Below are 13,064 nucleotides of genomic sequence, written 5' to 3'. Positions count from 1 at the left end.
ATGAGACACGGCTTCTGCCTGCGCGCTGTTCTCGTCGGCGTGCCGCTGCTGTTGGCGATGCTGCCCGCATGTGCCCGCACTGCGGTGGGCCATGTCCCGGACCCGGTGCAGGCCTTCGTGCTGGAAACGGTAAAGGAAGTGGTGCACATGGCGATCCTGGCCGGGCAGACCGCGCTGCTGCCCGACCCGCAGGCGTGCAGCACGGACCGCGCGCGCTGCGGCGACGCCATCATGGGCGTCCGCACGCGCGATGACGAGGCGAGCCTGCAGGCCACCCTGCGTACGTTCCGGGACGCCGGGCTGGACCTGACCACGCTGGGTGGACCGGCGTCCTGAGTGCAGCGCATTCGCGCATGGCGCTTGACCAGAGGCAAAGATCGGTAGATCCACGCCATGCGTGGATGCGGTGCCGGGCAAACCCGGCACCCGCCAAAGCCGTGGCGATCAGCCTTCCTTCGGCGCCTTCTCAACGTACTTGGCGAACACGTCGTCGATCTGCTTGTCCTTCACCGTCTTGCCGGACTGGATCTCTTCGGCCTGGGTGAACAGCGGGATGATCATCGCCATGCCGTCCAGCTTGGTCTTCAGGTGCACGCCCGGGGCCTGGCCGAGGAAGCCGTCCCAGCGCTGGCGTACCTTGGCCCAGTAACCAGCGGTGGCCTTCCAGTAGTCGCGGGCCGGGGTGAAGTCGATCTCGGTGGTCTTCACGTAGTCGTTGAAGCCGAACTCGCGGGCGATCTCCACCTGGCTGCCGTCGGCGTTGCGCTGCACCTTGGTATTGAACTGCTCGTGGGTCCAGCCATTGGGCGTAAGCGTGTGGCGGTTGACCACGGCCAGCGCGTTGTAGTCGCTGCGCTTGGTGTATTCACGGCGCGGCAACGGGCGCCAGCTGAGGTCGCTGGTCCACGTCGGCACGTTGTTGGTGTAGGTCCACGCGCCGGTGCCGCAGTAGCGCGGAGCATCGCTCACTTCATACACGCACTGGGTCCAGGCGCCCTTGTTCACGGCCGCCGGGATGCTGCGTACCTGCCAGGTCTGGTCGGCACTGAACTCGAAGCGGTTCGGCGCTTCGTAGACCCAGTCCTGGCGCCAGTGCTTGGTGATGTGGCCGCTCTTTTCATCCAGCAGCAGGTGCTGCAGCACGATGCGCCTGGGGGTGTCCTCGACCACGATGACCAGCTCGTTGCCGCCGCTGCGCATCGCCGGGGCACGCTCGTAGCCGGGCTTCAGCAGCACGGTCTCGTCGAAGGCGAAATCCACTGTGTACTCGCCCTGCATGGCGAGGATGCTGTCGTGGTCGCGGGCGATGTCGGAGGGCTGCGCGCTGGCCACGCCGCTGGCGGCGAGCAGCAGCATGACGCTGGCTGTCTGGAACTTCATCGGGGTCTTCCCTCGGGGTAGCAGGTGTAGTGAGAGGCCGTCCGTGGCCGACAGGCGTTCCATCAGGAAAAGGTCACAGCCGGATCAGCGGCAGGTCGCCGGGAACCCGCGGCGCCGGGCGACGTGCGGCGTCGGCGCAGCAGCAGTCGTCGATCGCCAGCTCGCCCTCGGCGCCTTCCAGCCGCGCGATGCGTCGCGCGGTGGCTGCGCCCAGCGAAGACAGCGCCGACAGGCTTGCAGCGAGGGTGCGGCCATCGTCGGCGGCATGCAGGCGCAACGTGCACAGGCGCCAGCGCTGGCCGCCGAGGTGCCCGGCCAGGCGCCGCCACAGGCGTTCGCCGACACTGCCATCGCTGTCATGTTCCGGGCCAGGCGGCAACGCCGCGACCAGCCGGTCCCAGGCCAGGAAATCGCTGTCGGGCAGCAGGTACAGGCGCCACACGCAGCGGCCGCGGGCATCGAGGAAACACAGGCTTTCGCGCACCCCCTCGCTGTCCACGCCCTGGCAGGCATGCACGCGGACCGCCTGGCGCCAGCCACCGAGCTCGTTGCCGTCGGCGCGGTACAGGCACAACACGGTGCCGAGCGTGGCCAGCTGTGCCGGCGTCGGCCAGACCGCGCTGCCCTGCGCGGCGATGGCGTCGTTCCTGCGTGCGGACAAGGCTCGGCTCATGAGATCACCAGGAAACGGCAAGGCTGGCGGAGAGGGTACGGCCCGGGCTGGTATAGCGGTCCAGCACGCGGCTGGTCGGCGACAGCGTCGAACCCACGTTGGACCAGTCGATGTAGCGCTTGTCGCCCAGGTTGAACACGCCGACGTTGAAGGTGGCGCCCGGGGCGAAGTTCCAGTGCGCCATCAGGTCGGCCACGCCGTAGCCGGCCGGGCGGTACACCGTGGCCGCAGTGACGCGGTCCTTGCGCTTGACGAAGGTACCGGCCAGTTCGACGCCCCAGGTGTCGGTGTCGTACATCAGGCCGACGGTGCCACGCAGCGGGTCGACCGAATCCAGCGGGGTGTCTTCGGTCTTGTTGTCGCCGCGCGACCAGGCCACCGAACTGCGCAGCGCCCAGCCCTGCAGCGCCGGGCTGACCTGGCCGAAGTCGACGCCGGCCTTCAGTTCGGCACCGTAGATGCGCGCGTCGGCGATGTTGCGCGACTGGAACACCATCAGGCCCTGTGCGTTGGTACCGACCAGCGACTGCGACTCGATGAAGTCCTTGTACTCGTTGTAGTAGCCGCTGAGGCTGACGTAGGCCGCCGGCGACAGGAAGCGCAGGCCCAGCTCCATGCCGTCACTGGTTTCCGGCTTCAGGTCCGGATTGGGAATGGCGGTGTAGCCGAAGGCGAAGTTGGTGAAGCCCAGGTTGACGTCGTTGTACGGCGGCGAACGGAAGCCATGCGAGTAGCCCGCGAACAGCGACCATTCGTCGGTGAAGCGATAGACCATGCCCAGCTTCGGCGACACGCTGGTCTTGGTCAGCTTGGCCACCGCAACGCCGGGATTGTCTTCGGCGAAGATGCTGTCCACCTCCGGCTTGAGTTCGTAGCGGTCCACGCGTACGCCCGGCACCAGCGACAGCTTGCCGTTGGCCATGCGCATTTCATCCTGCGCGTACAGGCCCAGCTCGGTGGTCTTGCTGATCGGGAAATCGCGTACCGGGAAGGCGTCGGGCAGGATGGTGGTGCTGGTCTGGCCATTGGCCAGCACCTGGTAGCCGTCGCGCTTCTGGCGGATTTCGGTGCGCGCACCCTCGAAGCCGTAGGTCAGCGCGTGTTCGACGCTGCCGGTGCTGAACGCCTTGTTGAACTGCGCCTGCAGGCCGTAAACGCGCTGGTCGAAGTTGAACTCGCGGTGGCGGCGGCTGCGGTTGGCGCGGTCCTCATCGGTAATCTGGGTGGTTTCACTGTGCTGGGTATACAGCTGCCAATGCAGGCTGTCGGCGAAGCCCTTGTCCAGCGCATCCATTTCATGGGCGAACGACACGCGGGTGCGGTTCTGCGTGTCGCGCGCCTTCATGCCGGTGGTGGTGGTGCGGTCGATCGAGGACAGCACGTTGGTATCGGTGTTGTCTTCGTTGCCTTCCACGGTCAGCCGGAAGCGTTGGTCCTCGCTGGGTGCATAGACCAGCTTGGCCAGGCCACTGCGGCCATCGCGGTCCTGCGGGTTGGGCGCGGTGCGGGTGTTGTCGAGGCTGCGCACGTCGCCCTTGTTGCCGGTTTCCTGGCCCTGGCGATGGTTGATGTTGACCATGCCACTCCAGTGTTCGCCGCCGAACGCGCTGGTCACGCCACCGAGCAGGCCCTTCCACTCGCCGTCGTAGCCGAACTTCAGGCCAACGTAGCTGTCCTTGCCATCCTTCAGGTAATCGGCCGGATCCTTGGTGACGAAGGCGACCACACCACCGAGCGCATCGGACCCGTACAGCGAGCTGGCCGGGCCGCGCACGATCTCCACGCGCTTGAGCGTGTCCAGGTCGGTGAAGTTGCGGTTGGCGTTGGAGAACGAGCCGATGTTGAAGCTGGTGGGCATGGCGATGCCATCGGTCTGCACACGCACGCGGTTGCCGTCCAGGCCACGGATGCGGATGCTGCCGAGGCCGAAGCGCGCGGCGCTGCGGCTGACCGACAGGCCCGGCTCGTAGCGCAGCAGATCCTTGATGTCCTGCACCAGGTGCCGGTCCATCTGCTCGCGGTCGATGACGTCCACGGTGGCCGCCACATCGCTCACCGCCCGCTCGGTACGGGTGGCGGTGACCTGCACGCGGTCGAATTCGCGCGCCTCGGGCGCAGCGGTGGCCGCGGCAGCAGCGTGGGCGGACAGCGGCAGGGCCATCCAGATGGCAAGGCAGAGGGCGGTTTGGCGGGTCATCGGGTTCGTTCGGTCAGGCAGGGGAACCCCCGGTTACCGGCACACCCGGAGGGTGCACGCGGTAGACCGAGGGGGAGAGAGCGGGAGCGGACGGGTCGCCCACCCTGCCGGCGCGGCCGGCAGGAGGGAGGGGGGCGGGCGACCAGGCCGCGATTACTTGGTCAGGATCAGCTTGTCGTTGCTGGTGTGCCGCAGGCGGTAGAAGCGGTCGCCGTGCTGGATCAGGATTTCACGACGGCCCTTGAGCAGGGCTTCGCTGTCGATGACCTCTTCCGGCGGAACGACACGGACCGGACGATCGCGGAGGGTCAGCGTTTCGGGGCGCAGCAGTACAGGTTGAGCATTCATGAGCATCTGGACTCGTGCGAGGGACGAGTTAAATGATAATGATTCTCAGTTGACAATCAACAACCATTCTCAATTTCATTGATGGGATTAATGATCGAATTCTTAAATTCGATAGACATCATCAATGGCACGGTGGGCGCGGTGCTTTTGTAGCGTCGAGCATGGCTCGACGCTGCAGAGGGCTGTCAGGCGAAGACGGCTTCGACCTGCGCCCAGCCAGCGGCGTCGACCTGCTCCAGCACCTCCAGCGCCTGCAGGTTCTGCAGCAGTTGGCTGACCCGGCTGGCGCCCAGGATCACGCTGGAGACGTTCGGGTTGCGCAGGCACCAGGCGATGGCCAGCGTGGCCGGGGCGTGCCCCAGTACGCGCGCCACCTGGCTGAAACGGCGCACCTGGGCCAGGCGGGCCTCGGTGTCGTCACCCATCACCAGCGCCTGCAGCCATTCCATGCCCTCGCGGCCCAGCCGCGCATCCGCCGGAATGCCCTGGTCGTACTTGCCGGTCAGCAGGCCCGAGGCCAGCGGTGAGAAGATGGTGGTGCCCAGGCCGGCACCGGCATACAGCGGCGCGTACTCGACCTCGACCCGTTCGCGGTGCAGCAGGTTGTACTGCGGCTGTTCCATGGACGGGCCCTGCAGGTTGCGCGCGTCGGCGATGTCCAGCGCCTGCTGGATCTGCACCGCCGACCACTCCGAGGTACCCCAGTAGAGGACCTTGCCCTGCCGCACCAGGGTATCCATGGCATGCACGGTCTCGGCGATCGGTGCGTCCGGATCCGGGCGATGGCAGTAATAAAGGTCCAGGTAATCGACCCGCAGGCGCTTGAGCGCAGCATGGCAGGCGTCGGTCACATGCTTGCGCGACAGGCCGCGCTGGGTCGGCCGTGGGTCCTTGGCGCTGCCGAAGAACACCTTGCTGGATACGCAGAGGCCATCGCGCGGCAGGCGCAGGTCGGCGATCACATCACCCATCACCTGTTCGGCGCGGCCGTTGGCATAGCCCTCGGCGTTGTCGAAGAAGTTGACGCCGTGGTCCCAGGCCGCAGCCACCAGGTTGCGGGCCTCGTCGCGCGGGATCTGGTCACCGAAGGTCACCCAGGCGCCGAAGGACAGGGCGGAAATCGGCAGGCCGGTGGAGCCCAGGCGACGGTATTGCATGCGAATCTCCTGCTGCGGGCCCGCATCCGGGCCGGGATCAAACCCCATTCTACCTTCCGCCGCCGGCCGCAAGCCCTTGCCGTTGCTGGCCTGATCGGTACCGTTGGGTGCGCGCACGCTGCTTTTTCTTGCCCCGGCCCCTGCCCTGCACTAGGCTTCCCGTTTTTCGCGACGCCCCAGGGGAGTCACTCACATGGTCGAAGGTTTGGGCAGGATCGGCTTCGGCCTGTTCGGGTTGGCGGTGCTGATCGGCATCACCTGGTTGTTTTCCAACAACAAGCGTGCGGTTGACTGGAAGCTGGTTGCCACCGGTATCACCCTGCAGATCGCGTTCGCTGCGCTGGTGATCCTGGTGCCGGGCGGGCGCGATGTGTTCGATGCGCTGGGCAAGGGCTTCGTCAAGGTTCTCAGCTTCGTCAACGAAGGCTCGGGCTTCATCTTCGGCTCGTTGATGGACACCAAGAACTACGGCTTCATCTTCGCCTTCCAGGTGCTGCCGACCATCATCTTCTTCTCGGCGCTGATGGGGGTGATGTACCACCTCAACATCATGCAGGCGATCGTGCGCGTGATGGCGTGGTCGATCACCAAGGTGATGCGCGTGTCCGGCGCGGAAACCACCAGCGTCTGCGCCAGCGTCTTCATCGGCCAGACCGAGGCGCCGCTGACCGTGCGCCCGTACATCGCCAGGATGACCCAGTCCGAGCTGCTGACCATGATGATCGGCGGCATGGCGCACATCGCCGGCGGCGTGCTGGCGGCCTACGTGGGCATGCTCGGCGGCGGTGATCCGGCGCAGCAGGCCTTCTACGCCAAGCACCTGCTGGCGGCCAGCATCATGGCAGCACCGGCCACCCTGGTCGTGGCCAAGCTGCTGATCCCGGAAACCGGCACCCCGCTCACCCGCGGCACGGTGAAGATGGAAGTCGAGAAGACCTCCAGCAACATCATCGACGCGGCCGCCGCCGGCGCCGGTGACGGCCTGAAGCTGGCGCTGAACATCGGCGCGATGCTGCTGGCCTTCATCGCCCTGATCGCGCTGCTGAACGCCCCGCTGACCTGGATCGGCGATGTGACCGGCCTGGCTGCTGCCATCGGCAAGCCGACCAACCTGTCGACCATCTTCGGTTACGTGCTGGCCCCGATCGCCTGGGTGATCGGCACCCCGTGGGCCGATGCCACCACCGTCGGTTCGCTGATCGGCCAGAAGGTCGTGATCAACGAGTTCGTGGCCTACACCGAACTGTCGCAGATCGTGAACGGCCAGATCGCTGGCGTGAGCCTGTCCGAGGAAGGTCGCCTGATCGCCACCTACGCGCTGTGCGGCTTCGCCAACTTCAGCTCGATCGCGATCCAGATCGGCGGTATCGGCGGCCTGGCCCCGGAACGTCGCCACGACCTGGCCAAGTTCGGCCTGCGCGCCGTGCTGGGCGGTACCATTGCCACCTTCATGACGGCGACCATCGCCGGCGTGCTGACGCACTTCAGTTGAACCCTTGGTTGAGAAAAGATTCCCTATGAGCAGCAGTGTCGTTGTCGTCGGTTCCTTCAATGTCGATCACGTGTGGCGGTGCGAGTCGCTGCCGGCACCGGGTGCGACCATTGCCGGCCGTTACAGCACCGGCCCCGGTGGCAAGGGCTTCAACCAGGCTGTGGCGGCCTGCCGCGCCGGTGCCGACACCCACTTCGTGTGCGCGCTGGGCGACGACGCCGGTGGCGCCACCGCGCGCGAACTGGCCGCACAGGACGGCTTCGGTCTGATCGCCGAAGCCAGCAGCGAGCCGACCGGCACCGCAGGCATCTACGTCGATGCCCGTGGCCGCAACACCATCGTGATCGGCCCGGGCGCCAACGCTGCGCTGAGCACCGACTTCCTGCAACAGCAGCAGGCCCTGCTGACCAGTGCCAAGGTGGTGCTGGCGCAGCTGGAATCGCCGGTGCAGACCATCGAAGCGGCACTGGCCACGGCCCGCGAGGGCGGCGTCACCACCGTGCTCAACACCGCACCGGCCGATGCCCCCTCGACCATCGGCCTGCTCAAGCTGGCCGATGTGATCACCCCGAACGAGACCGAGTTCGCCGCCCTGCTCGGCCGCCATGTCGGTGAGCGCGTGGATGCCAACGACGTCGCCGCGCTGGATGGCGCCAGCCTGCACGCGCTGTGCCGCAAGCTGGTCGGCAACGGTACCGTGGTGGTCACGCTCGGTTCGGTGGGCGTGTTCGTGTCGCATGCCGACGAGAACCTGCGCGGCGATACCCAGCCGTACTACCGCGTGGGTGCCGAACAGGTGCAGGCGATCGACACCACCGGTGCCGGTGATGCCTTCAACGGTGCGCTGGCCGCGTCGCTGGCGCAGGTGGCCGACGCCCCGTTCGCCCGCCACGTGCGCTTCGCCAACCAGTTCGCCGGTCGCTCGACCGAGAAGGAAGGCGCTGCAGCGGCGATGCCGCGCTTCACCCCGGCCGACGCTGAAGCAAAATAGATCCACGCCATGCGTGGATGAGAAGGCCCGGGTGCGCAGGCATCCGGGCTTTTTTATGGTTCCTCCGCACGTCGCAGCAGCAGCCCAGCTGCGATTGCCAGCAGCGCCACGGCAGCGGCCACCACGCCCAGCGAAGCCAGGCCGAAGCGTTCGATGGTCCCACCTCCCAGCAGCGCGCCCAGGCCGATTCCGGCATTGGCCGCAGACACATTCAAGGTTCCCGCCAGCGCCTGCGCCTGTGGCGCCGCACGCATCACCCGCACCTGGCATAGCGGGAACAATCCGGTATGCGCCACGCCCCACAGGGCCAGTGCGATCAGCACGAGCGTGCCGTGGCCGGCCAGCCCGACACTGGCCAGCATGCCCAGCGCCAGCACCGCGCAGAACACCAGGGTCGCGCCCAGCGGCGCACGATCGACCCAGCGCCCGCCCAGTGCATTGCCGATCAGCCCGACGGCCCCGAAGCCCATCAGCCACCAGCCCACCTGTGCGGCCGGTACCTGCATCAGGCGCTCCAGTACATCGGCCAGGTAGGTGTAGGCAGCAAACATCGCGGTGAACACCAGCACCGACAGCAGCACATGGCCCAGCAACTGCGGTTGGCGCAACACACGTGCCTGTTCGCCCAGCGCGCGCCGCGGTCCGGCCACGGCGCCCGGCATCCACAACGCCAACGCGCCCGCCATCAACAGCGACAAGGCCGCCAACAGCCAGAAGCTGCCGCGCCAACCGAGGGCGTCGGCGGCCAACGTACCCAGTGGGATACCGAACAGCATTGCGGCGGTGATACCCAGGTAGACCCGCGCGACCGCACGACCGCCCTGTCCTGCCGGGGCCAGCTGCGCAGCAGTCTCACTGGCCGTGCCCCAGAACACCGGCAGGGCCAGTGCTGGCAGAACCCGCGCCAGCGCCAGCAGCCACGGCTGCGTGGCCATCGCAGCCAGCGCGTTGGAACCCGCGAACAACAGCAGGATGACCACGAACAGGGGGCGCCGGCCAACGTGTGACAGCAGCGCAGTCAATGGTGGCCCGGCCAGCATCACGGTGAACGCGAACAAGGTGACCAGCTGCCCGGCGCGGGCGATGCCCAGGCCAAGGTCGCGCGCCAGCGCGGGCAACAGGCCGACGATCAGGAATTCGGTGGTGACGATGACGAAGGCGGACACCGCCAGCAGGACGACCGGAAGACGTGCGCGAGCGTTTGCGTGGACAGCGGCCACGATGGAATCGAGGGTGGACATGAGCAGGCATCAGGACAGGGGCCACCAGCCTATTTCCTCCCCGAGTTCCGATTACTGCTATATTTTCCATCGATTCCGGACCGAAATTCCCCATGCTTCCCACCGAGCGTCTGCGCGGCATCGAGGCCTTCGTCGCCACCGCCGATGCCGGCAGCTTCACTGCCGCCGCCGAACGCCTGCACCTGACCAGTTCTGCGGTGGGCAAGACCATCGCACGGCTGGAGGCGCGGCTGGGAGCCCGGCTGTTCGAACGCAGCACGCGCCGCCTTCGCCTGACCGAGGCCGGTGAGGGCTTCTACCGCACCTGCGTGCGGGTGCTTGGCGAACTGGCCGATGCCGAGTCGGTGCTGGCGTCGCACGCAGACGCTCCCGTGGGCCGCCTGCGGGTGGATGCACCAGCCACCTTCGGGCGACTGAAAGTCTGGCCGTTGCTGCTGCAGCTGGCCGACACGTTTCCGCAGCTGCGGCCACAGGTGACCTTCAGCGACCGCTTTGTGGACCTGACCGATGACGGCATCGACCTGGCCGTGCGCATCGGTGGACCGGAGCCGCTGCCGGCCACCCTGGGCAGCCGCCTGCTCGGCTACGAATGCCTTCGCTTCTGTGCGTCCCCGGCCTATCTGGAGCGACATGGCCTGCCGACATCCGCGGCCGAGCTGGCCGGGCATGACGGCGTGCTGTTCGGACGCGCCGACGGCAGCATCGGGCCGTGGCAGGTGGCCGATGGCGGGCAGCGCAGTACACCGCTGCAGGCCCGCGCGCGCCTGGTGGTTGGCAGCGCCGAGGCCCAGGTGGCTGCGGTCGAGGCCGGCTTCGGCATCGCGCAGTTGGCCACCTGGCTGGTCGATGATGCGCTGGCGCGCGGCAGCCTTGTGTCGATCCTGCCGTCGCTGGACTGCCGCGGCCTGCCGTTGCGCCTGTTGTGGCCGCAGGGCCGGCAGCGGTTGCCACGCGTGGACGTGGCGTTGGACCATCTCGGCACCGGGTTGCAGATCGATCCGCCGCGCTGAGCGCAGCGCCATCACCGGCGGTGGCATCGAACAGCTGCGACTGCCGGTCGCATTGCCCTCACCCCGCCCCTCACCCACCATCCGCGCAGCATTTCAGCGTGGGCAGGACATGGACGGATTCCCCTGGTTGCTGGTTGCCGCCGCCGGCAGTGCCATCGCAGCCTTGCTGCATATCGGCTGCATTGCGTTTGGGGCACCCTGGTACCGGTGGTTCGGCGCTGGCCCGCGCATGGTCCGGCTGGCACAGGCGGGGCATTGGTGGCCACCGCTGATGACCGCCGGCATTACTGCTGTGCTGGTCGCCTGGACGCTGTACGCGCTGGCAGCCGCAGGCTGGCATTCGCCGCTGCCGGCCAGCCGTCCGGTGCTGTCGGGCATCGCCCTGCTGTTGCTGCTGCGCGCGGCGATGGGCTTCGGGCTGGCGCTGCTCCGGCCCGGATACAACGGCCGGCACTTCTGGGTAGTCAGTTCACTGGCCTGCCTCGGCCTGGGGCTGGCCTTCGCGCTGGGTACCCGCCAGGCCTGGCAGAGCCTGGGGTAGCCGCCCACCATCGCCCGCACTTGGGGGCGGTGGATGCAACCGTCAAGCATCTGCTGATGCCGGTATGGCATGAGGTCGGTGCCGATCGGCCTGAACCGGAACGCCGCCGACACGGCCGTACCGCCGCCCGCGCCCTACAATGGGCGCATGCAGATCGGCCCGTACACCATTGCCCCCAACGTCGTGCTGGCGCCCATGGCCGGCGTCACCGACAAGCCTTTCCGCCTGCTGTGCAAACGGCTGGGTGCGGGGCTGGCCGCCTCGGAAATGACCATCAGCGACCCGCGCTTCTGGAACACGCGCAAGTCCATCCACCGCATGGACCATGAGGGCGAACCGGCCCCGATCAGCGTGCAGATCGCCGGCACCGAGCCGCAGCAGCTGGCCGAGGCCGCGCGCTACAACGTGGACCACGGCGCGCAGATCATCGACATCAACATGGGCTGCCCGGCCAAGAAGGTGTGCAACGCCTGGGCCGGCTCGGCACTGATGCGCGACGAACAGCTGGTGGCGCGCATCCTCGAAGCCGTGGTCAACGCGGTGGACGTGCCGGTCACGTTGAAGATCCGCACCGGTTGGGATTGCGACCACCGCAATGGCCCGGTGATCGCGCGCATCGCCGAGGCCAGCGGCATCGCCGCGCTGGCCGTGCATGGGCGCACCCGCGACCAGCATTACACCGGCCAGGCCGAGTACGGCACCATCGGCGAGATCAAGGCGGCGCTGCGCATTCCGGTGATCGCCAACGGCGATATCGACTCGCCGCAGAAGGCCGCGTACGTCCTGAAGGAAACCGGCGTGGATGCAGTGATGATCGGTCGCTCCGCGCAGGGCCGGCCGTGGATCTTCCGCGAGGTGGCGCACTACCTGGCCACCGGCGAGGAACTGCCGCCGCCATCGCTGGCGGAAGTGCGCGACATCCTGCTCGGCCACCTGCATGCACTGCATGCGTTCTACGGCGAACCGCAGGGCGTGCGCATCGCGCGCAAGCACCTGGGCTGGTACGCCAAGGACCGGCCGGAGAACGCCGCCTTCCGCGCAGTGGTCAACCGCGCCGAAGACCCGCAGAGCCAGATCGCCCTGACCACCGAGTACTTCGACCGCCTGATCGCCGGGGAACCGGCGCTCTCTTCGGCGGCCTGAGCCGCCCGCCCCGCGTTTCCGAACAGTCGAGCCAGCTCGACGCTACAAGAGCCCGCCGTCATGACTCCGCCGATCTCCTCCCCGACCTACCTGCACGGGTTCTCCGGCACCGAGCAGCAGCGCCTGATGACCCAGGCCCGGCTGCTGGAATCGAGCATCTTCGGCCAGATCGACTACAGCGGCGCGCGGCGCCTGCTGGAAGTCGGCAGCGGCGTCGGCGCACAGACCGAGATCCTGCTGCGCCGCTTCCCCGAGCTGCACGTGACCGGCGTGGACCTGAGCGAAACGCAGCTGGCCACCGCGCGCGAGAACCTGGCGCGCACACCGTGGTGCAGCGACCGCTACACCCTGCAGCAGGCCGACGCCGGCGAGCTGCCGTTCGAGGCACGCAGCTTCGACGCGGCGTTCCTGTGCTGGGTGCTGGAGCACGTGCCGTCACCAGCACGCGTACTGAGCGAGGTGCGCCGCGTGCTGGCGCCGGGCTCGCCGGTGTACATCACCGAGGTGATGAATGCCTCGTTCCTGCTCGACCCGTACTCGCCGCACATCTGGCGCTACTGGATGGCGTTCAACGATTTCCAGTACGACCATGGGGGAGACCCGTTCGTCGGCGCCAAGCTGGGCAACCTGCTGCTGGCCGGCGGCTTCCGCGACGTGCATACCGAGATCAAGACCATCCACCTGGACAACCGCGAACCGGCCCGTCGCAAGACGATGATCGCGTTCTGGGAACAACTGCTGCTGTCGGCGGCCGACCAGCTGCTGCAGGCCGGCTCGGTGGACGAGGACACCGTGGAAGGCATGCGTCGCGAGTTCCGCCTGGTGCAGAACGACCCGAACGCGGTGTTCTTCTATTCGTTCGTGCAGGGCCGCGCCACGGTGTATTGATTC

Annotated in this window: 13 protein-coding genes; 7 read left to right on the top strand and 6 right to left on the bottom strand. The window is 67.6% G+C overall.

What is annotated here, in order from left to right; all coding sequences use genetic code 11:
- A complete protein-coding gene (locus tag B9Y82_RS01715; protein ID WP_100471320.1) occupies positions 1 to 336 on the top strand; it encodes a hypothetical protein in 336 nt (111 codons plus the stop codon).
- A gap of 108 nt (positions 337 to 444) precedes the next feature.
- On the opposite strand, the gene B9Y82_RS01710 is transcribed toward B9Y82_RS01715, so the two are convergent.
- The 5 genes from B9Y82_RS01710 to B9Y82_RS01690 form a co-directional block, all read right to left on the bottom strand.
- The gene (locus tag B9Y82_RS01710; protein WP_100471319.1) at positions 445 to 1,380 is read right to left on the bottom strand and encodes a DUF6607 family protein; all 936 of its coding nucleotides are present in this window, start codon (positions 1,378 to 1,380) and stop codon (positions 445 to 447) included.
- Between the two features lie 73 nt (positions 1,381 to 1,453).
- Entirely contained in the window at positions 1,454 to 2,053 is a 600-nt protein-coding gene (locus B9Y82_RS01705) for a Hemin transport protein (protein WP_100471318.1), read from the bottom strand.
- 4 nt (positions 2,054 to 2,057) lie between these two features.
- A complete protein-coding gene (locus B9Y82_RS01700) occupies positions 2,058 to 4,250 on the bottom strand; it encodes a TonB-dependent hemoglobin/transferrin/lactoferrin family receptor (RefSeq protein ID WP_343124729.1) in 2,193 nt (730 codons plus the stop codon).
- Positions 4,251 to 4,403: 153 nt separating this feature from the next.
- The gene (gene hemP / locus B9Y82_RS01695) at positions 4,404 to 4,598 is read right to left on the bottom strand and encodes a hemin uptake protein HemP (RefSeq protein WP_005412278.1); all 195 of its coding nucleotides are present in this window, start codon (positions 4,596 to 4,598) and stop codon (positions 4,404 to 4,406) included.
- A 185-nt stretch (positions 4,599 to 4,783) separates the two neighbouring features.
- Positions 4,784 to 5,755: an aldo/keto reductase gene (locus B9Y82_RS01690; RefSeq protein ID WP_100471317.1), complete on the bottom strand. Its 972-nt coding sequence runs from the start codon at positions 5,753 to 5,755 to the stop codon at positions 4,784 to 4,786.
- A gap of 193 nt (positions 5,756 to 5,948) precedes the next feature.
- On the opposite strand from B9Y82_RS01690, the gene B9Y82_RS01685 reads away from it, so the two are divergent.
- Both B9Y82_RS01685 and B9Y82_RS01680 read left to right on the top strand, forming a co-directional pair.
- Entirely contained in the window at positions 5,949 to 7,247 is a 1,299-nt protein-coding gene (locus B9Y82_RS01685; RefSeq protein WP_100471316.1) for a NupC/NupG family nucleoside CNT transporter, read from the top strand.
- Between the two features lie 25 nt (positions 7,248 to 7,272).
- Positions 7,273 to 8,238, top strand: a complete 966-nt coding sequence (locus tag B9Y82_RS01680) for a ribokinase (RefSeq protein WP_100471315.1) — start codon at positions 7,273 to 7,275, stop codon at positions 8,236 to 8,238.
- 53 nt (positions 8,239 to 8,291) lie between these two features.
- On the opposite strand, the gene B9Y82_RS01675 is transcribed toward B9Y82_RS01680, so the two are convergent.
- On the bottom strand, positions 8,292 to 9,479 hold the full coding sequence (locus B9Y82_RS01675; RefSeq protein WP_100471314.1) for an MFS transporter: 1,188 nt from the start codon (positions 9,477 to 9,479) through the stop codon (positions 8,292 to 8,294).
- A gap of 92 nt (positions 9,480 to 9,571) precedes the next feature.
- On the opposite strand from B9Y82_RS01675, the gene B9Y82_RS01670 reads away from it, so the two are divergent.
- The 4 genes from B9Y82_RS01670 to B9Y82_RS01655 all read left to right on the top strand — a co-directional run bounded on the left by B9Y82_RS01670 (position 9,572) and on the right by B9Y82_RS01655 (position 13,061).
- Entirely contained in the window at positions 9,572 to 10,489 is a 918-nt protein-coding gene (locus B9Y82_RS01670) for a LysR family transcriptional regulator (RefSeq protein ID WP_100471313.1), read from the top strand.
- 109 nt (positions 10,490 to 10,598) lie between these two features.
- The gene (locus B9Y82_RS01665; RefSeq protein ID WP_100471312.1) at positions 10,599 to 11,030 is read left to right on the top strand and encodes a hypothetical protein; all 432 of its coding nucleotides are present in this window, start codon (positions 10,599 to 10,601) and stop codon (positions 11,028 to 11,030) included.
- A 147-nt stretch (positions 11,031 to 11,177) separates the two neighbouring features.
- Positions 11,178 to 12,173 carry a tRNA dihydrouridine synthase DusB gene (gene dusB, locus B9Y82_RS01660; protein ID WP_100475154.1) on the top strand — a complete coding sequence of 332 codons (996 nt, stop codon included), beginning with the start codon at positions 11,178 to 11,180 and terminating at the stop codon, positions 12,171 to 12,173.
- 60 nt (positions 12,174 to 12,233) lie between these two features.
- Positions 12,234 to 13,061 (top strand): methyltransferase domain-containing protein, encoded by an 828-nt coding sequence (locus B9Y82_RS01655; RefSeq protein ID WP_061478371.1) that lies wholly within the window; start codon positions 12,234 to 12,236, stop codon positions 13,059 to 13,061.
- Positions 13,062 to 13,064: the final 3 nt, after the last annotated feature.

Source organism: Stenotrophomonas maltophilia (genome assembly GCF_002799155.1).
Taxonomy (GTDB): Bacteria; Pseudomonadota; Gammaproteobacteria; order Xanthomonadales; family Xanthomonadaceae; genus Stenotrophomonas; species Stenotrophomonas maltophilia_R.
The sequence above is the reverse complement of the archived record's forward strand: the minus strand, read 5'-3'. Positions and strand labels throughout refer to the sequence as shown.